Annotated in this window: 21 protein-coding genes and 1 pseudogene; 13 read left to right on the forward strand and 9 right to left on the reverse strand. The window is 70.9% G+C overall.

Annotated features, from left to right (window positions below; genetic code table 11):
• Positions 1 to 136: 136 nt before the first annotated feature.
• The 3 genes from AB0G52_RS26375 to AB0G52_RS26385 all read left to right on the forward strand — a co-directional run bounded on the left by AB0G52_RS26375 (position 137) and on the right by AB0G52_RS26385 (position 3,398).
• The gene (locus AB0G52_RS26375; RefSeq protein ID WP_132888124.1) at positions 137 to 544 is read left to right on the forward strand and encodes a DoxX family protein; all 408 of its coding nucleotides are present in this window, start codon (positions 137 to 139) and stop codon (positions 542 to 544) included.
• A gap of 539 nt (positions 545 to 1,083) precedes the next feature.
• Positions 1,084 to 1,917, forward strand: coding sequence for a hypothetical protein (locus AB0G52_RS26380; RefSeq protein WP_132888123.1), 834 nt, complete (start codon positions 1,084 to 1,086; stop codon positions 1,915 to 1,917).
• A complete protein-coding gene (locus tag AB0G52_RS26385; RefSeq protein WP_361339204.1) occupies positions 1,914 to 3,398 on the forward strand; it encodes an NADH-ubiquinone oxidoreductase-F iron-sulfur binding region domain-containing protein in 1,485 nt (494 codons plus the stop codon). The genes AB0G52_RS26380 and AB0G52_RS26385 overlap by 4 nt, the downstream gene beginning before the upstream one ends.
• 165 nt (positions 3,399 to 3,563) lie before the next feature.
• Here the strand turns inward: AB0G52_RS26385 and AB0G52_RS26390 are convergent, their stop codons facing one another.
• The gene (locus tag AB0G52_RS26390) at positions 3,564 to 4,322 is read right to left on the reverse strand and encodes a MerR family transcriptional regulator (protein ID WP_361339207.1); all 759 of its coding nucleotides are present in this window, start codon (positions 4,320 to 4,322) and stop codon (positions 3,564 to 3,566) included.
• 319 nt (positions 4,323 to 4,641) lie between these two features.
• On the opposite strand from AB0G52_RS26390, the gene AB0G52_RS26395 reads away from it, so the two are divergent.
• Positions 4,642 to 4,938, forward strand: a complete 297-nt coding sequence (locus AB0G52_RS26395; RefSeq protein ID WP_132888120.1) for a muconolactone Delta-isomerase family protein — start codon at positions 4,642 to 4,644, stop codon at positions 4,936 to 4,938.
• Positions 4,939 to 5,363: 425 nt separating this feature from the next.
• Here the strand turns inward: AB0G52_RS26395 and AB0G52_RS26400 are convergent, their stop codons facing one another.
• Together AB0G52_RS26400 and AB0G52_RS26405 are read right to left on the reverse strand one after the other, a co-directional pair.
• A complete protein-coding gene (locus AB0G52_RS26400) occupies positions 5,364 to 5,768 on the reverse strand; it encodes a nuclear transport factor 2 family protein (RefSeq protein WP_132888119.1) in 405 nt (134 codons plus the stop codon).
• Positions 5,769 to 5,883: 115 nt separating this feature from the next.
• Positions 5,884 to 6,453, reverse strand: a complete 570-nt coding sequence (locus AB0G52_RS26405; RefSeq protein ID WP_361339211.1) for a TetR family transcriptional regulator — start codon at positions 6,451 to 6,453, stop codon at positions 5,884 to 5,886.
• Between the two features lie 212 nt (positions 6,454 to 6,665).
• On the opposite strand from AB0G52_RS26405, the gene AB0G52_RS26410 reads away from it, so the two are divergent.
• The 3 genes from AB0G52_RS26410 (at position 6,666) to AB0G52_RS26420 (ending at position 9,674) form a co-directional block, all read left to right on the forward strand.
• Positions 6,666 to 8,039, forward strand: a complete 1,374-nt coding sequence (locus tag AB0G52_RS26410; RefSeq protein WP_361339214.1) for a carboxypeptidase regulatory-like domain-containing protein — start codon at positions 6,666 to 6,668, stop codon at positions 8,037 to 8,039.
• Positions 8,040 to 8,260: 221 nt separating this feature from the next.
• Entirely contained in the window at positions 8,261 to 9,184 is a 924-nt protein-coding gene (locus AB0G52_RS26415) for an NAD(P)H-binding protein (protein ID WP_361339217.1), read from the forward strand.
• 133 nt (positions 9,185 to 9,317) lie between these two features.
• Positions 9,318 to 9,674, forward strand: coding sequence for a hypothetical protein (locus tag AB0G52_RS26420; RefSeq protein ID WP_132888117.1), 357 nt, complete (start codon positions 9,318 to 9,320; stop codon positions 9,672 to 9,674).
• Positions 9,675 to 10,006: 332 nt separating this feature from the next.
• On the opposite strand, the pseudogene AB0G52_RS26425 reads toward AB0G52_RS26420, so the two are convergent.
• A pseudogene (locus AB0G52_RS26425) lies at positions 10,007 to 10,231 on the reverse strand (FMN-binding glutamate synthase family protein); the annotation flags it as partial.
• Between the two features lie 235 nt (positions 10,232 to 10,466).
• On the opposite strand from AB0G52_RS26425, the gene AB0G52_RS26430 reads away from it, so the two are divergent.
• Positions 10,467 to 10,931 carry a hypothetical protein gene (locus tag AB0G52_RS26430; RefSeq protein WP_361339220.1) on the forward strand — a complete coding sequence of 155 codons (465 nt, stop codon included), beginning with the start codon at positions 10,467 to 10,469 and terminating at the stop codon, positions 10,929 to 10,931.
• Between the two features lie 453 nt (positions 10,932 to 11,384).
• On the opposite strand, the gene AB0G52_RS26435 is transcribed toward AB0G52_RS26430, so the two are convergent.
• Complete coding sequence (locus tag AB0G52_RS26435; RefSeq protein ID WP_132888115.1) at positions 11,385 to 14,510, reverse strand: LuxR family transcriptional regulator; 3,126 nt, start codon at positions 14,508 to 14,510, stop codon at positions 11,385 to 11,387.
• Here AB0G52_RS26435 and AB0G52_RS26440 point away from each other — a divergent pair.
• Positions 14,392 to 15,927: a 4-hydroxyphenylacetate 3-hydroxylase N-terminal domain-containing protein gene (locus AB0G52_RS26440; RefSeq protein ID WP_132888114.1), complete on the forward strand. Its 1,536-nt coding sequence runs from the start codon at positions 14,392 to 14,394 to the stop codon at positions 15,925 to 15,927. The two genes, AB0G52_RS26435 and AB0G52_RS26440, sit on opposite strands and share 119 nt — an antisense overlap.
• Positions 15,928 to 15,945: 18 nt before the next feature.
• Here AB0G52_RS26440 and AB0G52_RS26445 read toward each other — a convergent pair whose 3' ends face one another.
• The 4 genes from AB0G52_RS26445 to AB0G52_RS26460 all read right to left on the reverse strand — a co-directional run bounded on the left by AB0G52_RS26445 (position 15,946) and on the right by AB0G52_RS26460 (position 20,889).
• Positions 15,946 to 18,165 carry a LuxR C-terminal-related transcriptional regulator gene (locus AB0G52_RS26445; RefSeq protein ID WP_361339224.1) on the reverse strand — a complete coding sequence of 740 codons (2,220 nt, stop codon included), beginning with the start codon at positions 18,163 to 18,165 and terminating at the stop codon, positions 15,946 to 15,948.
• 133 nt (positions 18,166 to 18,298) lie between these two features.
• The gene (locus AB0G52_RS26450) at positions 18,299 to 18,787 is read right to left on the reverse strand and encodes a flavin reductase family protein (protein WP_132888112.1); all 489 of its coding nucleotides are present in this window, start codon (positions 18,785 to 18,787) and stop codon (positions 18,299 to 18,301) included.
• Positions 18,788 to 18,893: 106 nt separating this feature from the next.
• Entirely contained in the window at positions 18,894 to 19,763 is an 870-nt protein-coding gene (locus AB0G52_RS26455) for a dioxygenase (protein WP_132888111.1), read from the reverse strand.
• On the reverse strand, positions 19,756 to 20,889 hold the full coding sequence (locus AB0G52_RS26460; protein WP_361339229.1) for a maleylacetate reductase: 1,134 nt from the start codon (positions 20,887 to 20,889) through the stop codon (positions 19,756 to 19,758). The genes AB0G52_RS26455 and AB0G52_RS26460 overlap by 8 nt, the downstream gene beginning before the upstream one ends.
• A gap of 275 nt (positions 20,890 to 21,164) precedes the next feature.
• On the opposite strand from AB0G52_RS26460, the gene AB0G52_RS26465 reads away from it, so the two are divergent.
• From AB0G52_RS26465 to AB0G52_RS26480, 4 genes are all read left to right on the forward strand, one after another.
• Positions 21,165 to 23,402, forward strand: coding sequence for a SpoIIE family protein phosphatase (locus AB0G52_RS26465; RefSeq protein ID WP_361339232.1), 2,238 nt, complete (start codon positions 21,165 to 21,167; stop codon positions 23,400 to 23,402).
• Positions 23,383 to 24,075 carry a TetR/AcrR family transcriptional regulator gene (locus AB0G52_RS26470; protein WP_361339235.1) on the forward strand — a complete coding sequence of 231 codons (693 nt, stop codon included), beginning with the start codon at positions 23,383 to 23,385 and terminating at the stop codon, positions 24,073 to 24,075. The genes AB0G52_RS26465 and AB0G52_RS26470 overlap by 20 nt, the downstream gene beginning before the upstream one ends.
• Positions 24,072 to 24,827: an SDR family oxidoreductase gene (locus tag AB0G52_RS26475; RefSeq protein ID WP_132888108.1), complete on the forward strand. Its 756-nt coding sequence runs from the start codon at positions 24,072 to 24,074 to the stop codon at positions 24,825 to 24,827. Before AB0G52_RS26470 ends, AB0G52_RS26475 begins: the two co-directional genes overlap by 4 nt.
• A gap of 85 nt (positions 24,828 to 24,912) precedes the next feature.
• Entirely contained in the window at positions 24,913 to 25,782 is an 870-nt protein-coding gene (locus AB0G52_RS26480) for an ABC transporter substrate-binding protein (protein WP_361339237.1), read from the forward strand.
• The last annotated feature ends 91 nt before the right edge of the window (positions 25,783 to 25,873 follow it).

A 25,873-nucleotide genomic window follows, 5' to 3' on the forward strand; every position in this document is an offset into this window, starting at 1 on the left:
CCGTGCCACGTTTCAGAGGAAGTTGAGAGCTTCCGAGCGCTGGCGCGTACCCGTTTCCCGAGCTACACGTGAAGTGTCATGTCCATGAGGAAACCGTGAACCGCCGCCAGGTTTCCTGAACTGAGGAGTAACCCCCATGAGCTTCTCGTCGAGGGCCACGTTACGCAGCGCGGGCCCGATCGTGCAGGCGGCGTTCCGCCTGGTGACCGGTTTCCTCTTCGCCTGTCACGGCGCGGCGTCCCTGTTCGGCGTCCTGGGCGGCGCCCACGGCGGCGGTACGGTACCCACACTGCAGTGGCCTGGATGGTGGGCCGCGGTCATCGAGCTGGTCGGCGGCACCCTGGTGGCCCTCGGCCTGTTCACGCGGACGGCGGCCGTCGTCTGCTCCGGGTCGATGGCCTACGCCTACTTCAGCGTTCACCAGTCGAACGCTCTGTTCCCGATCGAGAACGGGGGTGAGCCGGCCGTCATGTTCTGCTGGACGTTCCTGCTCATCGCCTGCTTGGGTCCCGGCGCCTACGCGACCGAGACACTGCTGTTCTGATCGCGCACGTCTTCGCCCTGCGGCTCCGTCATCGGTCAGCATTCCGACCAGCGGCGGAGCCGTCGACGATGACCGACATGCGTCGTCGTTGAGCGCCCCAGCACGGCCCAGAGACGGCCCGAGCGAGGGTCCTGCGGCGTGCGCAGGGTGATGGCGAGCCGGCACGGCCGGACGACGGGTCGGCAAGGTCCCGTGGCCGGCGGCGCGGTACAGGAGCGTTGCGGCGGTATCGGGGGCGGGCCGGTGGCGCGGGTGAGCCTGCTCACGCCGCTTTGCGCATCTACTAGGCACGGTCGTGGGCCACATTTCGCCACCCGGGCTGCGGGACGCGGGCTTCATCAGAGCGGTCACTACGGTCCTGGGCCGTAGCAGAGCTGTTGGCACGGGGCTGGGCTCCGAGCTAAGGATGTGCTCTGCCCTGCAGTGCAGGCCGGTGCCACGATCGGCGGTCCCCTCGGACCTGTGCATCGGAAAACCCGATCCGGTCCGGTCCCTCCGCGGGCCGGCTGCACGACCCGAGCCCAAGAAAGAAGGTGCCCATGTCCAGCGTCGCCCTGCTCGCCCGACCTGGGCTCGGCGCCGAGTCGGCCCTGGCGGTCGGCCGGGTGATGGCCTTCCTGGACTATTTCGCCGGCGTCTTCACCCTGGTCTCGCTGACCGCCGTGGTGGCATGCGGGCTCGCCGCCACCGACCGGCTGGTGCTGACTCCCCGGCTGCGGGTGGCCGGGCAGTCCGTTCACCGGGCGAGCGCCGTCGCGGCGCTCGGCTTCCTGGCCACCCACATCACGGTCAAGGTCATCGAGCGGCACGCCGCTGCGCAGGCCGCGGTAATCCCCTTCGCCGCCGGGACCGCCCTCGCGGTGAGCCTGGGCACCATCGCCGCGGACCTGCTCGTCCTGATCACGGCCACCGGCGTGCTCCGCGGTCGGTTCGCCGGCCGCCGCCCCTGGCTGTGGCGGGTGCTGCACTGCTTGGCGTACGTCTGCTGGCCGGTCTCCCTGGCGCACGGACTGACGGCGGGACGCAAGGCACACGCATGGGTGCTGTGGGGCTACGGCCTGTGCGCGGCCCTTGTGGCGCTCGCACTGATGGTCCGCGCCCTTTCTTACCTGGGGCGCCACCGTGACGTGAGCGGGAGTCGGCGTGACGCCAAGGCCTATCGGCCCGCTGCCGTCCGCCCGTCCGCGCTGGCCGCCCTGTCCGCACGGTCCGTTCGGCCCACCACGGGCGCCCGCCCGATCGCCCGGCCCGCAGGACCGACGACGACGGCACGGCGGTCCGCGCCGATCGCCGACGTCCCCAGACAGCCCAAGCACGCCGTGAGACCGGTGCCCCAGCCGCTCCGCCTCGCCCGGCCCGGGAGCAGCGAATGAAGAACACCACCTCGCTGACGCTGCCCGAGGTGCGCTGGCTGGATCAGGGCCGGCTGACGGCCGGCCTGGACCGCCATCATCGCCTTGACCTCGCCGCCCACGCCCGTGTCCACCCACCGCTCCCCCAGCCGGGTCGGGACGATCTGCTCGCCCTGGCCGAGGCCGTGGCCCTGTCCGGCCGTGGCGGCGCAGGCTTTCCGTTCGCCCGCAAAGCCCGGGCCGCGCTCGCCACCGCCGAACGCGCGGACGCGTCACCGGTCATCGTGGTGAACGGCGCCGAGGGCGAACCGGCCAGCGCCAAGGACAAGATGCTGCTCGCCCGGGTGCCTCATCTGGTACTGGACGGCGCCTGCCTGGCCGCAGCCGCGTTCGGCGCCGAGGAGATCGTGGTCGGGGTCGCCGCGGGCAGCCCCGGAGAGATATCGGTCCCGGCCGCCCTCGCCGAGCGTGAACTTCCCTGCCCAGCCCGGACCTTGTCCCTGCCCGAACGCTTCCTCTCGGGCGAGTCCGGGGCCCTGATCCGTGGCATCAACGGTCTGCCGGTGAAGCCGGCGCCGCGGAGCGCCCGCGCGGCCGACGGCGCAGCAGGCGGGGTGCGCCGCCGTGCGACGCTGCTCTCCAACGCCGAGACCTGGGCCCAACTCGCCGTCGCGGCCCGGCTCGGACCCGACGCCTACGCCTCCGTCGGCGCCGCTGACGAACCCGGTACGATCCTGCTCACCGTCAACCGGCCAGGCGCCGATCCGCTGGTGGTCGAGGTTCCGACCGGCACTCGGCTGGGCCCGGTACTGAACGCCTGTGGACTCCAGCCAGGGGCCGGAGTGCTGGTGGGCGGCTACCACGGCGCCTGGCTGAACTCGTCGGACGCCGTCGACGCGCCGCTCTCCCGCGCCGGGCTCCTCGCCCTCGGGGGTACGCTCGGCGCGGGCGCGATCGTCGCGCTCCCTGACGACACCTGCCCCCTCGGCGAGAGCGCCCAGGTCGCGGCCTGGATGGCGGCCGAGTCATCCGGCCAGTGCGGACCATGTAAACGTGGCCTGCCCGAGGCCGCCGAGGCTCTGGCCATGCTGGCCGCCTGTGCTGCCGAGCCCGCGGTACTGGAGGACGCCCGACGTGCGCTCGGTGCGGCCCAGGCCGGTGGGGCCTGCTCGCACCCGGACGGCACGGCCCGATTCCTGTTCACCGCCCTGGACGTCTTCTCCGACGACGTCGACGCCCACCTGTCCGGCCCGGGCTGCGGCCGCCCCGTACGCGGAGTACTGCCCCTCCCGCCCGCGAAGGGCGCCCGGCTGGAAGTGGACTGGTCCCGCTGCGCCGGCCACGGACTGTGCGCCGTGCTGGCCCCCGGCCTCATTCGCCTCGGTCCGCACGGCTACCCCACCTCCGCCACGATCCCGGTCGCCCCGTGGCAGGAGCACGACGCCCGCCGCGTCGTCAACCAGTGCCCGGCCCTGGCGGTGCGTCTCCAGCGACGCGCGTGACTCCTGAAGTGGCCACAGCCGACGAAGGTCCGGCGAGGCAAAGCCGTTCTTCCGTTCACCCGCCTCTTGGTCAATGTGCGCCTTCTCTGCTCGGTTCTTCCCCGGGGTGGCGCCACCGGGCAACCGCCATCGCGGGCCTGTCCCGAGACGGCGGTTGCACTGTGTTCAACTCAGCCGGGTGGCGGCGTAGACCTCGATGGCGTCGCGCTGGTACGCGGCCAGACCGGGGGCGATCGCTTCGTACGCCGCGCGCCATGCTTCGTTGTCCACGCAGGAGCGGCCCATGGCCCGGTACTCGTCGACGGTCACGGTGCGCAGCCCGGTCAGGGTGCGGTACTGGGCGTCGATCTCGGACTGCACCGGTTCGGCGTCCACACGGTGCCCGGCGGCCATGAGCTCGGCCAGCCGGACCATCTGTGCCGTGCGCTCGCGTTGCCCGGCCTCTACGTCATGGGGGCTCATCTCGGCGACCCGGTGGGCTACCGCTTGGGCGTGCTCGGGGAAGTCGCGCAGGGTCTCCTGGTACTGGGCGGGCGTCACGCCCTCGAACAGGTTCTCCGGTCGGTTGATGGTCACGGGTGTGCCGTCCTTCCTGGACTGTTCCAGTTCGGCGATCGTGCGCGAGACGGTGCCGGCCAGGGCGTCGAGGCGGTCGCGTTCGGCGAGCAGCCGCCGGTGGTGGCCGCGCAGCGCTTCCACCTCGTCGACCTGCTCGGCCAAGACCCGGCCGATCTCGGGCAGCCCCAGGCCCAGGGCCCGCAGGACGAGGATCTGCTGCAGCCGCAGCAGCTGGTACTCCTCGTAGTAGCGGTGGCCGTTGGTCCCGATTCGGGCTGGCGGGAGCAGGCCGATCTCGTCGTAGTGCCGCAGGGTTCGGGCAGTCACGCCGGACATCCGTGCGACCTCCGCGATCGGCCAGTCCATCACCGTCTCCCTCGCACATGTGTCGCGGGCCGGTCTCTCCGGCCCTGTCCAGGACGGTAGAAGCTGCCGCAACGGCAACTTCAACCCCCGAGACCGATGTTCCTCGCGGTCGAACAGGCACGGGTCACGCAGTTCGTGGGTGTACCGCGACGCACCGAACTGTTGCCGCCCGTCACGAATCCGCGTCCGTCATGCTGGGCCCGTGATAGGTCGGGCCTCCCAGGACGGAGAACGCCGGTAGTGGCGCGGTTTCGGGTGGCAGTCGCACAGTGGGTGGGGTGGCGGGCCGGCCCGCCACCCCACAGAGCGGAGCAGGACCATGCGAGAGTTCCTCGTCGAGATCACCACCACCGTCCCGGAAGGCACCAGCCAGGACGAGGTCGAGCGGCGGCGGGCCGCCGAGGCGGTACGCGCGAAGGAGCTGGCCGCCACCGGCAACCTGGCCCGGTTGTGGCGCCCGGTGGGCGAGCTGCGCAGCATCGGCATCTGGCGGGCCGAGGACGAGAAGGAACTGCACGAAAAGGTGCTCGGCACACTGCCGCTGCGCCCTTGGATGACCCTCACCGTCACCCCGCTGCAGTCCCATCCCAACGATCCCGGCCGGGCCGACGCGTAACCCGACCGCAAGGTCGACGTGAGCGAACGCGACCGCAGCGCGTCTTCTCGACCGTGGAGAGCGCCCCGTTCCACTCTCCTGAGAGGCAAGTCGCGACAGGCCGCCGCGGCTCTCGCAGCATGCATGGGAGAAGGCCGGTTCTCCTGATGCCGGCGGGCCGGACTGTCCGCGGGGGCGGGCGCCGACGTGGCCACCGCGCATCACCTCGGCTGTCTCATCGGCGCGCTCGCGGGCATCCTCGCGCCCGCGCCGGTGCGCTCCCCCATACGGGACGGAGCACGCTGCGGTGGCAGGCCGGCATGGCCAGCGCCCCGATCTTCGTCAGCGCCGTCGGTTTTCTCTACGGCCGCCTGCCTGAGCAGCCCGGTCACCTGCCTGGACGGGCCTTCGGCGGAGTGGGCGGGGGAATCGCCGGAAGACGCCGATCAGACCTCCTCGACAGTCCGCCCCGGCATCGGCTCGGCGAGCGCGGCCCTCCACGCGGGCGTGCCGAACGGACCGGCGAAGTACTGCGTCTCGTGCACGACCTGCTGGTCGGCGAATTCCATGATGCTCACCGAGTACGAAGGCGCACCGTCGTAGGTGATGACGCATTCGCTCACCCATACATTCGCGTGGCCGGTGATGCGCAGGATGGCGAAGTGCCGGTCGGCCGGGTGCGCGCCGCGTTGTGCCGCGATCGTCTCCCTGCCCCGGAAACGTTCGCCCGACTGCGGATAGTCCAGCATCGCGTCCGCAGCGTAGATCGCATGTTCCGCCTCGAAGTCTCCTCGTTCCGAAGCCAGCCAATGCTCCTCGATCGCGGCCCTGATCTTGCGCTCGGCATCCATGGCGCCGCTCCCTCCGTCGCAGTCTCAGCCTAGGGCCCGTCGGCGGACGGTGAGCGATCAGGCGCTCGTACGCCCTGGCCTTGATCGGCTGTACCGCCAGGCGGGGGGCACAAGCTCAGTCGGCCGCCGTGACCGCGTCCCTGATGAGGCGGCGGGCGGCCGCATCGGTCCGTGCGACGTCATGGGTCACCAAGCGGTCCTGGCACAAACCGCGCAGGCCGGAGACGAGGAGCGTGGCCGCTGTCCGCGCCTGCTGTGGCGGGTGCCCCAGCCGGACGTAGGCCGCCGCGATGGGGCCGATCATGGCTTCGACCGTCTCGGCCGCGGTGCTGCCGTACTGCTCGGGATCGGTGGTGGCCAGACTGAGCAACTGCAGCAGCATCCGGATCGGCCCGGCCTGCTCCCCGACGGTCATCGCTTCCCAGAGGGTGTGGGCCGCGTTGCGCAGGCCCTCGGTGTCGCGGACGTCGTCGAACATCGCGTGGGCGTCGGGACGGCTGAAGGCCAGCGCCTGGGCCAACAGGTTCTCGCGGCTGCCGAAGTAGTACAGAAGCATGCGCTTGGTGGTGCCGATCGACTCGGCGAGCGGACTCAGCGACATCTGCGCGACGCCGTGGCGCTGGAGGTGGTGGACCACTTGCCGCAGCAGCTCGGCGCGCTTCTCGGCATTGACGGGACGCGGCACGCTTTGACTGTACCGATCGGTACGCGTAAGGTCCAGCAGACGTAGATGTGCCGATCGGTACATTAATCGAGTGGCGCCCTGGCGGGGGTCGGGCGCGGCACAGCCGGGAGAGGCGCCGTGAAACTGTTCGAACCGCGCATAGTGCAGGGCCACTGCGGTGGCCGAGGGGTGGTCCTGTGAAACACCGGATCGAGCGGCCCCACACCGTGTCCGTGGCCAGAATCCTCGTCGAGACCCTCACCATCCCGGCAGTGCTCTTCCTCGGCCTGCTGTTCAGCTTCCCCATGGCCTTTCACCAGCCTCAGCCCCACCACACCAGGCTCGTGATCGCCGGCCCCGCGGTGGAACGCACCGTCGCCACCGCCCTGCAGGGGCAGCGTCCCGGCGGGTTCGACGTCACCGCCGTCCCGGACGCCCGAGCAGCCCGCCGGGCGGTGCTGGACCGGGACGCCGTGGCAGGCTTCGCCGCCGAGGGCAGACATGCCGTGCTGTACGTGGCCAAGGCCAACGGCGCGGCCCTGGAGCAGGCGCTGACCAAGGGGTTCACCCAGCTCGGGGCGCACAACCACCAGAAGCTCACCATCACCGACCTGGCCCCCACGGTCAGCAAGGACGGGTCCGGTACGACCCTGGTCTACTTCGGGATCGCCTGGAACGTCCCCGGCTACATACTCGCCACGACCCTGCTGCGGGCGGTGACCTTCAACCGGCGCAAGAAGCTGATCACGATCGCGGGCGGCGCCGGCCTCTTCAGCGCCGTGGGTTTCCTCGTCGGCGCGGGACTGGACTTCTTCCCCGACGATCCCAGGGCCCTGGCGATCGCCTTCCTGCTCACCACGGCCGTGGCCACGTTCTCCCTCGGCATGGCGCCCTTCGTCAAGCACTTCTTCCCCCTGGCGGGTCTGGGCCTGTTCGTCGTGCTGAGCGTTCCCTCCAGCGGCCTGGTCCCCGTCCAGCTGCTGCCGGGGTTCTTCCAGGCCCTGCACGCCGTCATGCCGCTGGGCAACGCGGTCGACGCCCTGAGCGGAGTGCTGTACTTCGACGGTGCCGGGGTACTGAAGCCGGTTCTCGTGCTGTGCGGGTGGATCAGCGCGGGTTGGGCGCTGCTGGGCCTGGACGCCTGGCATCACCACCGCATGGCCGTACGGCCGGGAGCGCAGGACGAGCCGGAGGACGTTCCCGAACCGCCGGTGGAGGACCCCTCCCTGGAGGCGCCCGCACCGACCGCGCTGGCGGTCCACCCGCACCATTTCGGCGAGCCGTTGCCGATGCTGGAGGGCATCGTCCACGACGGTGAACAGCAGCCCGTCCGCCATGCCGCGGTGACTGTCATGGACACCGGCGGCCGGCAGTTGGTGCGGACCACGACGAACGCGCGGGGCGAGTACGCCGTGACCGGTCTGCCCGAGGGATACGTCAGCGTCGTCGTATCGCACCCCGGCCGGGGCCCCCTGGTCCACCAGAAGCTGCTGCAGTCCGGTGTGGCCGTCCGGGCCGACTTCACCTTGCACGACCGGCGCAACGGCACGTCAGTCCGCACGGACGCGCACCCCCTCGACTTCGAACACGCGGGACACGGATCCTGAGAACGCACGGATCGCCGTCCGGGACCGACGTGGTTGCTGCGCCCCGCTCGACACACACCGCGGCCGTCTTGGTTTCCGGGCCACCGCCGCGCCCGCGTGGCGGTGGCCCCGGCGCCATCGCACGGCCGGAGGATGCGGCCGAGACCATCGCTCTATTTCCTGGACGTCAGCGGAGAACAAGGCCGCCGGGATCGACAGCGGCCCGGGCTGGAGGGAAACACATGTCCGACACGAAGCACGCCACGGTGGCCGTCACCGGGGTGACCGGTGCGCTCGGCAGCCGGATCGCGGCCCGACTCGCCGACCACGGCGTCCCGCAACTCCTCGTCGGACGCAGTCCCGACCGGATGCCCGAACTGCCGGGCGCCCGGCGACGCGGTCCGGCCGCCTACGCCGACGCCGCAGCCATGCGCAGGGCACTCGAGGGCGCGTCGACCCTCATCCTGGTCTCCGGACACCGCACGGGCCGCCGGCTGGAAGAACACGCCACCGCGGTCGAGGCCGCGATCGCGGTCGGCGTGGGGCGGGTCCTGTATGTGTCCCTCGTCAGCGCGGCGCCCACCGCCACCTACCTCAACGCCCGCGACCAGTGGCTGACCGAACGGTTCCTGGCGGAGACCGGGATCCGCCACACCGTGCTCCGGGCGGGCTTCTACGCGGCGACGCCTGCCGCCCTGGCCAACGAGGAACTCGTCGTGAGCGGCCCTGCGACGACAGGCCGGGCCGCCTTCGTCACCCACGACGACATCGCCGATGTGATCACGGCCGTCGCCATCGAGGACGGTCCCCGCTCCGAGCACGACGGCACGACCCTGGAGATCACCGGGCCCGAGGCCCTGACTCTCGACGAGGCTGTCACCCGGATCGCCGCGGCCACCAATCGGCCCTACCGCTACGAACCCGAGACCCTGGAGGAAGCCTTCGCGCGGCGATGGCGCATGGGCATGAGCGGGGAACAGATCGAGACCTGGATCTCGTGGTATCAGGCGATCGAGAGAGGCGAGGTTTCCGTGGTCACCGACGTGGTTCCCCGACTCACCGGCTCACCGGCCACCCCGATCTCGAACGCAGCCTGGTGGCCCGCGCCGAACAGCGCCCGGGGGACCGCTGGGTCGAGGGCTGGAACGGTTCCGGGCTGCGTTTGATGTGCGCGGATACCCACTCGCCCGGGTGAGGTCAGCGATTACGCCGGCCAATCACTCGATCGTGCGATGCTCCCCGCCCTCGTCCGATCCACAGTGGTTCCTGTTGGCGATCGTGAAGCAGGGAGAAATGGCCATGAAAAAGCTCGCACATCGCATCGGGATCGCGACTGCGTCTCTGGCAGTCGCCACAGGTGCTCTCTTCACCGCCGGCGGTTCCGCGAGTGCGGCCGCCTTCCCGGCGGACATGCCCACCGTCGCCCAAGGTGTGGTGGCGGAGACGGGAGCGACCGGTTGGAACCACGGCGGGTACGACGGAGTCAGGAGTGAGGGCTACCGCCACCACGGGAGCCCCTCGGACCGGCACCACGGCTGCCACACATATGACCGCTTCGACCGCTTCTACCCCTGGGTCCGGGACCAACTCCACCTCTTCGACCGCTTCTACCCCTGGGTCTGGGACCAGCTCACGGAGCTCGCACACGTCACCTGACCCGGAAGTCCGTGCCGGCGCAGCACACGCTGCGCCGGCGTGTGTGTCGCGTGGTTCCTGCGAGGAGTCGGGGGTTATTACACGATGAGCGGTACTGACAGTGCCCTGAGCTCTACGCCGGCAGGGTCCCGGGCTTCCTCGTCCTGTCCCACGCCCGCCCCGGAGTGCGCCACCACCGATCTCGGCCCTCCGGCGTATGAGGAAGACCCGGCATTCGCAGACGGACTGGAGCCCTGGCTTTCAGCGTGGCTGGCAGTCGGCCAGGAGGATCACTGAGTGCGGGCCCTGGGCTGCTCCGCCGGCATCGGGCGTGGCCTCATCGACGACTCGAAGTACTCGTAGCCCTCGGCGTAGACATTCCGCTCGGTGCCGAACGCCTGCTCCGCCTCCAGGCCTTTGGCGCGCTGATATACGAGGCTGCGCACATCCCGGTCGTAGGGACGGCCGTCGTCATTGCGCTCAATGAAATACTGCTGCAACTCCGACCGGATCGGTTCCAGCATGAAGCGCACATGTCCCAGCACTGGGTAGTTGCGCAGCACCGAGTGGCGCTTTTGGTCACGGTCGCCGCGAAGGATCCGAATGCGGCTGAGAGGACTCCGATAAATGCGATCGCTGCAATTAGGCGATATGCGGCACACTCGGCGCACGGAAGTCCTCCTGGGCTCCGCGAACGCCCGAGGGATTCGGGGGCGCACCGCGGGAATATCTGGAACGACCTGCACGGCTGTGCCCATGTGGAATCCGGGAAATCTGCCGGTGTCGGAGGAAGTGCGCGAGGACGGACCGCAAGTGACCAAGGAACACACCAGCCGCCGCGGCCTCACGCCGGACCGCCGCAGGAGGCACACCGCTGAGCTGCTCGCGACGTGCGCCGCCTGTCTCATACCGTGGACCGTGATGCTGGGAATGACACTGCCGTCGTCCCACCACGTGCACGAGTGGCGCCTGACCTGGGTCGGATTCGACGTGCTGCTCATCATGGCGTTGGCGTCCACGGCGTTGCTGGCCTGGCGCCGCAGCCGTCTGGTCATTCTGTACGCGCACGCCACAGCAATCCTGTTGATCTGCGACACCTGGTTCGACATCTCGCTCGACGTCGGAACTGAGGACGTCTGGATGGCAGGGGGCCTTGCCCTGGCCACCGAACTGCCGCTCGCCGCCTTCCTCATCCATCGGGCACACTCGCTGATCGCTCTGCTGTCCTGGCCGCCCGCGGACACCGCCCTCGGCGACACCGCCGGGAGCCGGAAATGAAACCGGTCCCGCGGCCAGGCCGGCTGCGCGGACGCCCATGACGAAGCAGCAGCCCACCTGCATTCGTGACCGGTTCGTGGATGCGGAAGGCCCTGGGCCGCGGGGTCGAGTGCGGGGGACAGCGAGCGGACGGACAGCCGTCGTGGTCGTCCCGACGAGCCCCGAGTGCCAGCACTTCGGCCGTCTCTGCGGCGCCCCGGCACCGTGCCGGTGGCGGTGTCGCGAACCGGATCATCCTCACGTCAGCCGCCTGCATCCCCCATTCTCGGGATCCTCGCCGCCGCAGGCGTCGCCAGTGCTCCGCGACAAGTACCGGCGCCTGCTGTGGCAGCGTGGCACTCGCCCGGTGAGATCGGGATCCGGGGATTCCTTCCAGGACTTGGTGCGCCGGAAGGCGATGCCGCGCCATCACCGGTACGCGGTCGGCCACCGCGCCTCCAGCGGTCAGAGCGGTCAGAGCACCAGGTCGGTGATGCCGCCCCGTTCGATCGCCAGCCGGGTCAGGTCGACTCGTGTGTTGATGCCGAGCTTGCTGAAGATGTGCTTCATATGCGTGTTGACGGTGTGCACGGACACGTAGAGCCGGTCGGCGATGGCCCGGTTGGTGAGGCCCTCCACGACGAGCGGGATCAGCTTCCGCTCGGATTCGGTCAGGCTCTCCCATCCCGCTGCGCCGGTCGTGTGGTGCCGTGGGGCAGCTGCACGAACGCCGAACGCTCTGAGGCGCCGCATGATCCGTTCGTGATCGCGCAGGGCTCCGGATGCCGACGCCAGCTCACCCGCCTCTTCGAAATACGCGATCGCCGACGTGCTGTCGCCCGACGCGGCCACGAGGTCCCCGAGGTCCTCGCAGACCGCGGCCAGAGCCAGCCGCCTGCCGGTGCTCCGGTAACCGGTGCCGGCGGACGCCAGCGCGCCCCGGTCGTGGTGGAGCAAACCGTCCACATGGGCACGGACCGCCCCGACGATCTGCTGCCCGCCGTCCTCCGCGGCCAGGGTGCGCAATGCGCCGGACACCGCCTGCGCGAGCGAGTGGTCCTCACCGCGGAGCGCCATGCGCACGATCCCGGGCCAGTGGGACGGCGGCACCGCAAGCAGGCGTGCCGGCTCGGCGTCCCTGAAGCTGCCGCCCAGCGCCGCTGCCGCTGCGGCGTCCCGGCCCTCCGCGTCGGCCAGGCAGGCGCGCGCGAGCGACACCCACGGGCCGTACCGCTGCGTGCCGGCACCGGCTTCGGCGGCACGGAGATGGTCCCTGGCTTTGGCGAGGTCACCACGTCTGGTCTCCACCAATGCCAGGACGGAGCGGGCCTGCGGATTCGGCTGGGTGATCTCGAGTTCGTCGGCCACCATCACACTGGACTCGGCCTCCACGGCCGCGTCGTCCAGCGCGCCGTGTTCGTACAGCGCGCAGGCACGGCTCGCGTGCCAGTGGGGAAGTGACCAGCCCAGGCCCAGCGCCTCCGCTTCGCGCTGTCCCTCCCGCAGCACCCGCTCGGTGTCCGCGAGCCGGTCGGTGGCGGTGAGCACCGTGGCCAGCCACAGCGCGGGAATCCGCGGGGGCCGCAGGTGGAGTACGCCGGACTCCGTGCCGGCGGCGCGTGCCGTGGCCTCCTCGGCGAGCTCGAGGGCGCGGGCCAGGCGCCCGCGGTAGAAGAACGTCTGCGACTGGAACACCATGGCGCTGACGACGACGGCCGGGTCCTCACTGCGGTACGAGGCCTCGACCAGTCCGATGTCGGTCTGCTCGGCAGCGGTGATGTCCCCGAGGTACACGTGCCCTGTCGCCTTGGTCTTCAGCAGCCGGTTCCGCAGGTCGGTCGGCAGCCCGGGAAGGACCAGAGCCTGCTGGAGGTGTGTCATCGCTGCGGCGTCGTCGCCCGCGGCCTGGTGGATCTCGGCAGCCACCAGACGCAGACGCGCCTCCTGCACCGGCTCCAGCCGGTCCGACAGGGTCGCGTCGACCAGGTCGAGCGCCTGGTGCACGCGGCGGGTCCGGCCGAGGTACTCCGCGGCGTCGGTCAGCAGGGCGATGCGCCGCCGGTCGTGCTGGGGCAGCGGTACGGCGATCTGCTGAGCCAGGTCCGCGGCCGCGTCGGGGGCCGACGAGGACAGTTCCCGTACGGTGGTGGTCAAGGTGGTCACGGCGTCGTCGTCGACCGGACCGCCCGACAGGACGACGTGCCAGGCCACCTCGGCCGACCGTGCCCCGATGCCCCGCAGAATGTCGGCGGCCTCCCGGTGCAGAGCGGTCCGTACGGCCGGCGCCAGATTCTCGTGGACCGCCTGCCGGATGAGGTCGTGGCGGAACGCGAGTCGCGGGCCGTCGCCCGCGAGCAGACCGGCGTTCAGGGCGGCCTCGACGCCGGACAGCAGGCTGCCGGCCTGCCTGCCGAGCATGCGGGCCGCCGTGCCGAGGTCGAACTCCCGGCCGAGGACGGACCCGATCTGGAGCAGGCGCAGGCCGTCCTCCGGGAGCCGGTCCAGACGGGCGGCGACGCTCCGCCGGAAACCGACGGGAATGCCGTCGTGCAGCAGACTCGCCACGCCCGCCTCCACTTTGACGGCGTCCGTGTCGGCGAAGGCGCGCACCAGTTCGATCGCCAGGAACGGACTGCCCGAGACGCCCCGCAGGAGCCTGGCCAGCCCGGGTGACGGTTTCGCCCCGAGGACGTCGGCAGCGATGTGCTCCAGCTCCTGCTGCGGCAGGGGGCCGAGGGTCAGCCACCGGGCTCCGAGGTGTTCGAGGTCCTCCCGCACCCTGGCGACGGTCGGCCGCTCGGTCTCCGACCGTACCGCCAGGACCCACAGGATCCTCGAAGCCGCCAGTCGCCGGGGCAGGGTGCGCAGGACCAGGAGCGTGGCTGGATCCGCCCACTGCGCATCGTCCACCAGCACGGCCACCGGGGCGCGCTGGGCACGGTCCTCCAGGGCGTCCGTGATGCTGTCCAGCAGCCACAGCCGCTGGTCGTCGGTGGCCCTGGCCGCTCGTTCGGAACCGTCGGAGGAGTGCAGGGCGGACTGCAGGGCGGCCCCGGCGGCGTACTGGTCGAGCTCGTCGGCGCGTACGGACACCACGTCGAATCCGGATCGCCGTGCCATGTCGTCGAGCTCCGCCAGCAGCCGGCTTTTGCCGACGCCGGGTGCGCCTTCCACGACGACGCAGGCACCGCGCCCGGTGCGCACCGCGTCCAGGGCCTCACGGACAGCCGCCATCTCGCGGCCCCTTCCCCTGAGGCGCAGGCCGTTCACGGTCCGGTGCCCACGCCCACCGGGCCGGTCGCCCCCGGGGTCTGTGCTGCGCATGGGGCCAGCATGCCGCACGGCCACACCGCCCTCAACGTCGGTTCGTGGGTGCCCGGCGCTTTCACCCGGGTGATTGCCGGTTCCGCGCCGCCCGCTCACCCCCCCACGGCACATCCTTCGGGGCGTCCAGATCTCTTGTCCCCGAGAGGAGCACGACGTGCGTACAGGCAAGGAATACCTCGCGGCGCTGAACGACGGCCGCACGGTGTGGGTGGGTGACGAACTCGTCGACGACGTGTCCACGCATCCCAAGACCAGGGCGTACGCCCGGAGCATCGCGGACTTCTACGACCTGCACCACCGGCGCGACCTCCAGGACGTCATGACGTTCCTGGACGAGGACGGTGTCCGGCGGTCCATGACATGGTTCCAGCACCGCTCCAAGGAGGACCTGCTGCGCAAGCGGCTCTACCTGGAGACGGTGCAGCGGGAACTGGGCGGCGGCGCGATCCCGCGGACGCCGGACGTCAACAACTACGTCCTGCTGACCTACGTCGACGACCCCGAGCCCTGGAGCAGCCAGTCCGTCGGAACCGACGGTCGGGACCTCACCGGAGGGATCCTCGACTTCTGGAACGTGATGCGGGACGGCGACCTCAACGCGACGCCGGCCTTCGTCGACCCGCAGACCGACCGCTCGCGCGATTCCGCCCAGGCCGTCTCCCCCGCACTGCGGGTGGTCGCGACCTCGGACGAGGGCATCACCGTGCGAGGCGTGAAGTCGATCAGCACGGGCGCGGCCTTCGGGGACTGGATCCACATCGGCGTCTTCTACCGCCCCGGCATCGTGTCGGAGCAGATCATCTACGGGGCGGTGAAGCCCAACGCCCCCGGGGTCACCATCATCTGCCGCGAGAGCAACGTCCGCGACGGCGAGGAGGTGGAGCACCCGCTCGCCTCGCAGGGTGACGAGCTGGACAGCATCATCGTGTTCGAGGACGTGCTCATCCCCTGGAACCGGGTCTTCCACATCGGCAACCCCCAGCACGCCTCGCTGTACCCGCAGCGCGTTTTCGACTGGCTGCACTACCACTCGCTGGTGCGTGCCATGGTCAAGGCCGAGCTGATGCTCGGTCTGGCCCTGCTGATCACGGAGCACATCGGCACCTATCAACTACCGCCCGTCCAGGCGCGGATCGCCCGGTTCGCCGGCTTCCTCCAGACGCTCAAGGCGCATGTGATCGCCTCGGAGGACGAGGGGTTCTTCACTCCCGGCGGCATCTACAAGCCGAACGTCCTGATGTTCGACTTCGGGCGGGCGTACTACATCGAGCACATCACCGACCTGACCCACGAGCTCATCGACCTGTCCGGTCGTGCCGCGCTCATCTATCCCACCGAGGGGCAGTGGGAACGGCCCGAACTGCGGCCGTGGCTGTCGGCGCTGCAGACCGGACCGGTCGGCAGGCCGCACGACCGGCTGAAGATCAGCCGGGTGATCCGCGACATGTTCCTGTCCGACTGGGGCGACCGCATCAGCACCTTCGAGAACTTCAACGGCACGCCCCTGCTGGCCATCCGAAGCCTCACGATGAAACGTGCCGAGATGTCCCCCACCGGCAGCATGGCGGACCTCGCGCGCAAGGTCTGCGGCATCGACAGCGTGGGCGACGACGGGGAGCACGAGACCGCGTACCTGGCCCAGGCGGACTACGCCCGACGCCAGGACGGCACTCGCCGGAACGCCTCGTAGCGGGTGCAGGGGCCCGGGTCAGAGCATGCCGCACTCCCGGGCCCTGGCGACCGCTGCGCTCCGGTCATGCGCACCGAGTTTGCGGAAGACGGCCCGTACCTGTGTCTTGACGGTGTTGTGGGACACATAGAACTCGGCGGCGATCTCACGCAGTGTCAGCGGACCGCACAGGGCGCGGAGCACCCGGCGCTCCCCGAGCGACAGCTCCTCGGGGCCGGACACGAGTGGCGGCACGACGGCGTCCTCGGGCACTCGCCCGAGCAGATCCGTGAGCACTCCTGGTGACTCGCACCGGGCCGCAGCCCGCTCGGCCGCCTCACGGGCCTCCCTCGCGGCGTCGGCGTTGCGTCGCGCACCGGCAAGTCGTGCCCGTGTGCCGTGATACAGGGCGTGCATCTGGGGTTCGCCGCCTGTCCTGGACGAGTCCGCCAGCGCCGCTTCCGCGTCGGCCAGGGTCCGTTCGGCCTCGTCGGCCCTTCCCTCGTCGAGGAGCAGGCCGGCCCTGCCGAGGTAGGCGGGCGCCGCGACGAAGTGCCGCTCCAGCCCGGCCGTCCCAGCCGCGTCCAGGGCTTCGTCGCTCAGCGTGCGTGCCGGCTCATGGCGTCCGGCGAGCAGGGCGCACAGCGCCCGCAGCCCCAGCGCCCGGACGAGCGTCAGGGCGTGCCCGGCGGCATGCGCGTCACGGGTCGCCTCGCCGAGCAGCGCCTCGGCCTCCTTGTACCGGGAGGTCCACAGCAGAGCAGTACCGCGGGCCGTACAGGCCAGGGCACGCCAGGAAGTCAACGGGAGAGTGCCGGCGAAGACGGTTTCGGCGAGACGGTCGCCGGTCAGGACCTCCCCCTGCAGCCAGCAGGCCACGGCCTGGGCGACGGCCGCCGCGTCCGACACCGTGACGCCTTCGCCGACCGTCTCCGCTCCCGGCCCCCTGAGCCGGACCACGTCCAGCCAGCGCCGGGCCGTTTCCGGGGCACCCCCCGACAGGGCCGCCATCGCCGCCACCACGCACAGTCGTGCATCGGCGGCGACCGTACGGTGCGGCAAGAGCTCCAGCCATTGCCCGACCTCCGGACCACGGCCTGCCGAGATCGCCTGTTCCCAGTCCTGGAGTATCCGTGCGACCGCGGCGGCCTCGTCTCCGCCGCGCACCCAGTGTCGTACGGCCGCGGTCGTCTCGGCCTGCCGTGCGTACCACCGAGCCGCCGTCCGGTGCAACGACACGGCGCTCTCCCGTCCTTCCGATCCGAGGAGCTCGCGGAGCAGCGCGGACAGGGCGCGGTGCCGCCGGTACGCCGAGGGATCGGCGGCTGCGGGCACGAGCAGTTGGACGGTCCGTGCGAGCTCGCGCAGCAGTACGCCCGCCCGGTCACCGGCGAGGGCCCGGCACGGCCCGGCGCTCAACTCGTCGAGCACACTGGTACGGAGCAGGAACTCGCGCTGCTCGGTGGTGAGCCGGTGAATCACCTCGGTGGCCAGGTACTCGGTGACCGCTCGCCTGCCGCGGGTCAGGTCAGCCGCCGTTTCGGCGGCGTCCGACGAGCGAGCGAGGCTACGGCCCATGATGCACGTCGCCGCCGCCCACCCCTCGGTGGCTTCGTACACCGCGCTCAACGTGTCCGGGGCCGGAGCGGACCCGAGCAGATCGGTGAGCACGGCTCGTGCCTCCTCGGGGGTGAAGGCAAGGTCGTGCCGGTCGAGTTCGGCGACGGCGCCGCGGGCGCGCAGGGCCGGTACGGGTCCACCCGGAACATGACGGGTCGACAGAACGACGCGAAATCCCTGCGGAAGTCTTGTCAGGAGATCCGAAAGGCTGCGGACCGCGTCGACGTCGGTGATCGATTCCAACCCGTCGAGGATCAGCGCGAGCGGTCCCTGTCCGTCCAGTCCGGTGACGAGGCTCGGCAGGATCTCCTCGAGCCACGCGTCGCGTGTCCACTCGCCGCTGTGGGGGCGGACGGGCAGGTCCGGCCGTACGTGCCGCAACGCCCGCAGGATGCCGGCCCAGAGCCGGCCCGGGGCGTTGTCGTACGCGTCCAGGCTGAGCCAGGCACACGCGCCACGAGCAGTGAGGCTTCGCGACCACTCGGTCAGGAGCACCGTCTTTCCGGCACCGGCGGGCGCGGAGACCACCACCACGGGCTCGGTCGCCGCGTCCAGCCGGCGCAGCAGCCGGGGGCGGGTCAGCAGGTGCGGGGGCTGGTCCGCGGGACGCAGTTTGAAGGTCGGCACGGAACTGGTCATGGCACCTTCGGTGGAGTCGTCGGGACTGGTGCGGCCCCCGGCGTCCGTGGCTCGCCTGCGGGAGCCGGTCGCCGGGGGCCGTAGCGGACCGGGCAGGGACACGACAGCCCTCACCGGGCCGCTGTCACCGGCGCTAGCAGGGCGGCCTGAGCGTGCCGAAGTCTCCGCCGAAGTGGAGCAGCGGCCGGCCTTCCGTCCGGTGTTCGAAGTGGCGGACGTCCCCCACGAATATGGTGTGATCGCCGCCGGGCAGTGCCGTGGCCACGTCGCAGACGACAGCCGCGATGGCGTCCTTCAGGACCGGCACGCCGTGGTCGTCGAAGGTCTCCACACCCGCGAACTTGTCCGGCTTGGAAACGGCGAAGTTCCGCGCGAGGTGCTCACTGTCCTCGCCGAGGACGTTGACGGCGAAGCGACCGTGCTCCGCGATCGCGGTCCGCGTGTACAGCTGGTTTCCGATGCACACGAGCACTTGGAGCGGCTCCAGCGACAGCGCGGAGACGGCGCTCGCCGTCATGCCGATGGGCGTGCTGCCCGAGCGTGTGGTGATCACGCTGACACCCGTGGCGAGCCGGCTCATCGTGGCTCGGAACCCGAAGACGACATCAAGGGTTTCACTCATCTGAGGACCTCCGTGCATTCGGGGCTGGACCCCGCGGTGTGATGAAGGGTTCGACGTCGGCCGTCCTTGCCGATGACCGGCTCCCGTCGTGGTGGCGCCGTGAGGATCAGTCCGTGACGCAGGGTTCGAGGACGAAGGTGTGGCGCAGCAGGGTGTACGGCACGTCGGTCGTGCCCCGGCAGGGCCCGGCGTCGGCCGGGTAGGTGTCGTAGCGGTCGACCAGCGACTCCTTGACGCCGAACACCGGATCGGTGTCCAGGTGCGGGTCGTCCGAGGGGAAGAGCATGGTGGTCACGCGCTGGAACCCCGGCGCCTCGATCAGCAGGTGCACATGGGCGGGACGCATGAGCGACCTGCTGGTCGCGCTCATGAGTTCGCCGACCGGACCGTCACCGGGTATCGGGTAACTGGACGGGCGAATGGAACGGAAAGCGAAGTGCCCCGTCGCGTCGGTGCGGAACAGAGCGCGCATGGCCGGCTCGTCCAGGCCGGGGACCTCCATGTCGTAGTGGCCGTCCGAGTCGCTGTGCCAGACGTCCACCGCCGCACCGGCCACCGGCGCTCCCTCATGGTCCACGACCCGTCCCTCGAAGAACAGCGGGGTACCGGGCAGACCTCCGGAGATGTCGGCGGCGTCGGCCTGCCGCGGCCGGTCGTCCCTGAAGTACGGGCCCAGCACGCTGTTCTGCGTGGCCTGGCCGGGGCGTCGATTGGTCAGGGCGTCGACCAGCATGGTGACGCCGAGTACGTCGGACAGCAGGATGAACTCCTGACGCGTCGGAGTGCACATCTGCCCGGTGCGGGTCAGGAAGTCCACTCCCCGGGCCCATTCCTGCTCCGTCAGTTCGACGTCGCGGACGAAGGCGTGCAGGTGCCGCACCAGTGATTCCAGGATTTCGGCGACGCGGGAGTCCTTGGTGTCCCGCATGGTCGAGATCACGGCCTCGGTGATGGTGTCGCTGGTCAGATCACGCATGACGCGCTCCCGTGGTGGTGGAGTGGTGGACCGCGGACTCGGTCCGGGGATGTCCGTCGCCGGATGACGTGCACGGCGGCTGTCCGGCCCAGGCGCGGGCCAAGAGGGCGCGTACCGCCGTCCGTTCGACTGGCCGCGGGTTCCAGTGGCCGTCCCGCACGATGAGTTCGGCCGCCTGCTCGATGCCCGGTTCAGGCATGCCGAGGTCCCGAAGTGCCCTGGGGGCCCCGAGCCTCCCCGCGAACTCGAAGAGCCCCCTTGCGGCGTCGGCCGCCGACAGCGCCCTCGCGATGCGTGCCATGGCCTCGGGCGCCGCCGGGGCGTTGTACGCGACGACGTGCGGCAGGACGACCGTGTGGGTCTCGGCGTGTGGAAGCCCGAACATGCCGCCCAGGACGTGGCACACCTTGTGGTGCAGGGCCATGCCGACCGTGCCGAGGCACGTGCCCGCCAGCCACGCCCCGTACAGGGCGTCGGCCCGCGCATCGCCGTCGTCCGGGCGTTGCGCGACGACCGGGAGGGAGCGGACGAGGGATTCGAGTGCCTCACCGGCCATCAGGAAGGCGAGCGGGTCCCGGTCCTGTGCGTAGAGGGCCTCCACCGCGTGCGCCATCGCGTTGATGCCGCTGACCACCGATGCCGCCGCGGGAAACGTCAACGTCAGGTCGACGTCGTACACCACGGTCTTCGGCAGCACTTCCGGCAGCCGGCGGGTCGTCTTCCGGCGCCCTTCGGTCTCACCGAGGATCGGCGTCATCTCCGAGCCGGCGTAGGTGGTCGGCAACGCCAGCTGGGGCAGCCCGGTCCGCAGGGCGATCGCCTTGCCGAGACCGATCGTCGAGCCACCTCCGATGGCGAGCACCGAGTCCGCTCCCACGGTTCTCGCATACGCGACCGCCTTCTCCGTGACCTCGACGGGGGTGTGCGGAGCCGCTTCCGTGAAGGTTCCCACCGCCGCCGCGCCCAGGACGTCGTGCATCTCCACTGCCTGGTCCGCCTGGCCAGGTGTGCACAGGACGAGCACCCGACGACATCCGAGGCCCTCAGCCTCTTCGGGGATTCGGCTGCGCGAGCCGCTGCCGAAGACCACCCTGGTGGTCTGTGCCTGGTGCACGAATGTCTTCATGAGAATTCCCCGGATCCGCCGTCTGCTTGGAACCAAGACCTTCGATGCCCGAATGGCGGGGGTCAACGTAATCCGCGGGGGATAACGGGCGCCGGCGTCGAAATACCTCGTTCGTGCGACAGGCTCCGCGCCCTGGGCCTCCGGCTCTCGACGGACATCACTCGTCTGCGCGATGCGGCGGGTGTCCAGGGGGTGGATCGTGTGGGCGGCGTCCGTGACCGGGAGCGGCAGCGGCTTCCGAGCGGGAGCGGCAGGTGCGGACGTACGGTACTGGTATGTGCGCCATGCGGGAAGGCGGCGCGGCGCAGCCCTACGGGTCCCGCCCCCCTTCGCCCAGCGCCGGGTCGCTGGGCCGGGCCGGGCTGGACCGGCTGCTGGAGTTCGGAGTGCGTGACACGGGCGTGCACGCGGGCGCGGTCTTCCTGCTGGCGGCCGACGGGCAGACCCTGCGGCTGGAGGTGACCGCAGGCATGCCGGCGGAGTACCTCGCGCCCTGGTTCGGGGTGGCGCTGTCGAGCCGCTTTCCCGCGACCGATGCGGTGCGCGAGCGGCGACTTGTCTGGCTCGGCGACCCCGAGGATCTCGCCCGCCGCTACCCCCGCACGGCGATCGCCCTGCCGTACCACCACGCGGTGGCCGCGACACCGCTCCTCACCGGCACCACGGTCTGGGGCGCGCTGCTGCTGTTCTGGCCCGGCGCCGGCTCCACCCGTGCCGACGGCCCGAGCCCCGAACGGGTCCGTGCCGCCGGCCGGCGCCTGGGACGGTTCCTGCGTGACGCCGCCGGTTCCGGGCACGCCCTCGGTCCGGGGCCCGCACCCCGCACCCTGGTGCAGCCGCCCGCACGCGAGCGGGGGCCGGCCGAGGCACTCGCCGCGGCCGACCTCGTCGAACGGCTGCCCTGGGGCAGCTGCTCCCTCGACCTCGAGGGCAGGTTCACCTACGTCAGCGCCACCGCCGCCGTCCTGCTGGGCGCCGACAGCCCCGACGAGCTGATCGGCACGCGTCCCTGGGAGTCCTTGCCGTGGTGCGCCGACCCGGCCTTCGAGGACTACTTCCGCGCCACCGTGGTCAGCCGGAAGTCCGGCCACTACACCGCCATACACCCGCCGGACCAATGGCTCGCGTTCGAGCTCTACCCCGACGACTCGGGGGTGAGCGTCCGCATGGCGCCCGCCGGTCCGGGCGGGGACGGGCAGACGGCGCCCACGAGGACGGAGACGTTCCAGGGCGAGCCGATCCGCCTGGGCGAGGTCTACCAGGTACTGCACCTGGCCGCCGCCCTCTCCGAGACCGTGGGCGTCGGAGACGTGGTCGATCTGGTCACCGAGGAGATGCTGCCGGCGTTCGGAGCCCGGACCGTCGCCCTGCTCGCGGCCGAGGACGGCAGAATGCGGGTCATCGGCCGCAGCGGCTACAACCCCTCGCTGCTCGAACACTTCGACGGCGTGCCGCTGACCCATCCGGCACCCGCGGTCCGGGTCCTCGCCACGGGCGTGCCCAACTTCTTCGCCTCCTTCGACGAGCTGGCCCGGGCCTACCCGCCCGCCCCGCACCAGAAGGGTCTGCACGCCTGGGCGTTTCTGCCGCTGATCGCCTCCGGGCGCCCGGTGGGCTCGTGCGTGTTCGCCTTCGACCGGCCCCACCCCTTTCCCGACCAGCAGCGGGTCGTCTTCATCGCGCTGGCGGGACTGATCGCGCAGGCGCTGGAACGAGCCCGTCTGTACGACACCAGCAACGACCTCGCGAAGACGTTGCAGGCGGCCCTGCTCCCCGACTCGCTGCCCGACCTTCCCGGACTGGAGGTGGCGGCCCGCTATCTGCCCAGCGTCCGCGGCATGGACGTCGGCGGCGACTTCTACGACCTGGTCCGGATCGACGACACCACCGCCGCCGCGGTCATCGGAGACGTCCAGGGCCACAACGTCAAGGCCGCCGCGCTCATGGGCCGGGTGCGCCCCGCCATCCGCTCGCGCGCCGCCTCGGGGGCCACGCCGTCGCAGGCCCTCGCGCAGGCCAACCGCCAGCTGGCCGCCATGGATCCTGGCCGTTTCGTCAGCTGCCTGTACGCCCATCTCGACCTCGCCCGCCGACGAGCCGTCCTCGCCACCGCCGGCCATCCCCCGCCCGTTCTGCGTCACCCGGACGGCCACGCCGAGGTCCTTCCGCTCCGCCCCGGCGTGCTGCTCGGCATCGACCCCGACGCGGACTACCCCTCCACCGAGATCCCGCTGGCCCCCGGCACGGTCCTGGCCCTGTACACCGACGGTCTCGTCGAGACTCCCGGGGTCGACATGGACGACGCCATGTCCGGGCTCGCCGTCCAGCTCGCCCGAGCCTCGGCCCAGCCCCTGGACCGGCTCGCCGCGGCCCTCATCGACCATGCGCGTCGGACCGCGCCCAGGACGGACGACATCGCCCTGCTGCTCATCGGGCTCGGCACCGCCGCGGGTGGTGCGGCTTGTCTTGACAGCTCAGGGACGGAAGGCAACGATGGAAACCATGGAAACTAAATCAGTTTCAACAGTTTCCGAGGAGGGCGGACAGCGCGCCGAGGCGATCGTGGAGGCAGCCGGCCGGTTGTTCTTCGCGCCGGGCTTCGCGCGGGTGAGCATGGACGATCTCGCTCGTGAGCTCGGGATGAGCAAGAAGTCGATCTACCGTCACTTCCCGGACAGGCGCGGCCTGCTGACCGCGGTACTGGACCGCCAGTTCACCGCGGTGGAACGGACGCTGGCCGCGGCGGCCGAGGACGCGGAAGGAGAGCCGTTCGATGTGCGGGTCCAGCGGTTCCTGATCGCGGCGGGCACCGAGCTCGGACGGATCGGCGCGGCCCAGCTCGCCACGGGGCGCGGCGGCGATGCGATGCTCCGCCAGTACGTGGAACAACGTGTGGACGCGGTGATCTATCAGCGCATCGACGAGTTGTTCCGGGACGGGCACCGGCGGGGACTGCTCCTGGCGCCGCCCGAGCTGCTCGGGGAGATCACCCGCGGCGCGTTGGAGCGGCTGTTCCTGTCCCGGTTGCCGCACGAACTGGAGTGGACCGCGGCGGACCTGCTGCGGGCGACCGTCGACACCGTGCTCTACGGAGCGATCCGCCCCACACGCGCACGCAGTGACGGCGAACGGCTCGCGACCGCCACTTCGGCGGCCCGCGACGACGAGGAGGAGGTGAGCCCATGACCGGGAGAACCGGCAGGGTGGCCCTGGTGACCGGCGCCAGCAGCGGGATCGGTGCGGCCACCGCACGCGTTCTGGCCGAGCGAGGGATGCGCGTGGTGGTCAACTACCTCAGCAGCAGCGAGGCGGCCGGGCAGGTGGTGGCGGACATCGAGGCCGCCGGCGGCCAGGCCATGGCCGTGCAGGCCGACGTACGCGAGGCAGAGGCCGTCGAGAGCATGGTCGAACAGGTCCGAGCGGTGTGGGGCGGCGTCGACGTGCTCGTGCACAACGCCCTGATCCCCTATGCGGTCAAGTCGTTTCAGGACATGACGTGGGAAGAGCTGGGCGGCAAACTCGACGCCGAGATGCACGCGGCGTTCGCGGTCACCAAAGCCGTCCTGCCCACGATGACCGAACAGGGGTGGGGACGCATCATCTATCTCGGTACCGGCCTCAGCCGCCTGCCCCGTGAGGGCATGATCGCACTGGGCACGTCCAAGGCCGCACTGGAGCAGTTCGCCCGGTACCTCGCCCAGGAACTGGGTCCGCAGGGCATCACGGTCAACGTCGTCGCGCCCGGACCGGTGGAGTCCCGTATCGCCAAGGACGTGCTGGACGACGCGACAAGGAAGCGGCAGCTGGCCGCCACCCCGCTGGGCCGCCTGGCGCACCCGGCCGACGTCGCCCAGGCGGTCGCCTTCTACGCCGGCGAGGACAACGCCTTCATGACCGGCACCACCGCCGCGGTCAACGGCGGCATGGCCATGTACTGACCGCCTCGACGGCCCCCACACCCCGTCCGCAGCGCCCGTGACCGTCACGGACGCATGATGATGAAACGATCAAGGGATCGCATCCATGCATACCATCGATCTTGCCTACGTCGGGCGGGGCCTGCACGAGGAACTGGCCGCCTACATCGCCGACCAGGAGGACTATTACGCCGACGAGGGCGTCCACGTCGCGCTGCGCGACGGCTGCACCTGGGACGACGAGCGGCTGCGCCGCTGCGCCACCATCGGGCTGGGCCGGGCCCTGCTGTCCCGCCTCACCGACGGCACTCCCTGGGTCGGACTCAACGTCAACACCCACCGCCCGCTGTTCTGGTTCCTCGCCCGCCCCGGCCTGAGCTCGCTGGCCGACCTCGCCGGCCGACGGCTGGCGGTGCACGCCCCGCACACCGCTCCTGGGTGCTTCACCCGCATCGTGCTGCGCAAGGCCGGCCTCGACCCGGACCGTGACATCCAGACTGTCGTCCGGCCGCCCGGCGACTACGGCATGGACCTGCGCCGACTGCGTGACGGCGAGATCGACGCCGCGCTGGTCGGCAGCACCATGGCGCCTGAGGCGGTGGCCGCCGAGTACGGCTGGCGGGTGCTGGCGTGGATGGGCGACCACTTCCAGATTCCCACCGTGGGCCTGGCGGTGGACACCACCTACACGGACCCTGACGACCCCGCGGTCCAAGCCGTCCTGAGAGCGCACCGGCGCGCCCTGAAGGTGATCCACGACGACCCCGACACCACGGTGCGCTACATCCAGACCTTCCTCGGCGGACACACCGCTGACGAAGCCCGAGCGCACTACGACACCTTCATAGCACCGTACTTCAGCACCGACGGCCGGGCCGACCTCGCCATCGGCGACGCCGCGATCACGGCAGTCGCGGCCGAACTCGGCGTCCCCGCCACCGTCACCGCGGCCGAGTTCTGCCGCACCGCGCCCTAGAGCGTGTCTCCTTGGACCAGCGCCGGTGACAGGCGGCCCCGGCTGGTGGAGAAGTCAGGCGACCTGAGAAAGCTGCTCGGATACTGTCGCT

Origin of the sequence: Streptomyces sp. NPDC021562 (assembly GCF_040640875.1) — a bacterium.
Classification (GTDB): Bacteria; Actinomycetota; Actinomycetes; order Streptomycetales; family Streptomycetaceae; genus Streptomyces.

What these genes read in the sequence shown, in the direction of transcription:
- AB0G52_RS26375 (WP_132888124.1), top strand. Translation starts at nt 137, where the DNA reads ATGAGCTTCTCGTCGAGGGCCACGTTACGCAGCGCGGGCCCGATCGTG.
- AB0G52_RS26380 (WP_132888123.1), top strand. Translation starts at nt 1,084, where the DNA reads ATGTCCAGCGTCGCCCTGCTCGCCCGACCTGGGCTCGGCGCCGAGTCG.
- AB0G52_RS26385 (WP_361339204.1), top strand. Translation starts at nt 1,914, where the DNA reads ATGAAGAACACCACCTCGCTGACGCTGCCCGAGGTGCGCTGGCTGGAT.
- AB0G52_RS26390 (WP_361339207.1), bottom strand. Translation starts at nt 4,322, where the DNA reads ATGGACTGGCCGATCGCGGAGGTCGCACGGATGTCCGGCGTGACTGCC.
- AB0G52_RS26395 (WP_132888120.1), top strand. Translation starts at nt 4,642, where the DNA reads ATGCGAGAGTTCCTCGTCGAGATCACCACCACCGTCCCGGAAGGCACC.
- AB0G52_RS26400 (WP_132888119.1), bottom strand. Translation starts at nt 5,768, where the DNA reads ATGGATGCCGAGCGCAAGATCAGGGCCGCGATCGAGGAGCATTGGCTG.
- AB0G52_RS26415 (WP_361339217.1), top strand. Translation starts at nt 8,261, where the DNA reads ATGTCCGACACGAAGCACGCCACGGTGGCCGTCACCGGGGTGACCGGT.
- AB0G52_RS26420 (WP_132888117.1), top strand. Translation starts at nt 9,318, where the DNA reads ATGAAAAAGCTCGCACATCGCATCGGGATCGCGACTGCGTCTCTGGCA.
- AB0G52_RS26435 (WP_132888115.1), bottom strand. Translation starts at nt 14,510, where the DNA reads ATGCTCCGGGCGTACGCCCTGGTCTTGGGATGCGTGGACACGTCGTCG.
- AB0G52_RS26445 (WP_361339224.1), bottom strand. Translation starts at nt 18,165, where the DNA reads ATGACCAGTTCCGTGCCGACCTTCAAACTGCGTCCCGCGGACCAGCCC.
- AB0G52_RS26450 (WP_132888112.1), bottom strand. Translation starts at nt 18,787, where the DNA reads ATGAGTGAAACCCTTGATGTCGTCTTCGGGTTCCGAGCCACGATGAGC.
- AB0G52_RS26455 (WP_132888111.1), bottom strand. Translation starts at nt 19,763, where the DNA reads ATGCGTGATCTGACCAGCGACACCATCACCGAGGCCGTGATCTCGACC.
- AB0G52_RS26460 (WP_361339229.1), bottom strand. Translation starts at nt 20,889, where the DNA reads ATGAAGACATTCGTGCACCAGGCACAGACCACCAGGGTGGTCTTCGGC.
- AB0G52_RS26465 (WP_361339232.1), top strand. Translation starts at nt 21,165, where the DNA reads ATGTGCGCCATGCGGGAAGGCGGCGCGGCGCAGCCCTACGGGTCCCGC.
- AB0G52_RS26470 (WP_361339235.1), top strand. Translation starts at nt 23,383, where the DNA reads ATGGAAACCATGGAAACTAAATCAGTTTCAACAGTTTCCGAGGAGGGC.
- AB0G52_RS26475 (WP_132888108.1), top strand. Translation starts at nt 24,072, where the DNA reads ATGACCGGGAGAACCGGCAGGGTGGCCCTGGTGACCGGCGCCAGCAGC.
- AB0G52_RS26480 (WP_361339237.1), top strand. Translation starts at nt 24,913, where the DNA reads ATGCATACCATCGATCTTGCCTACGTCGGGCGGGGCCTGCACGAGGAA.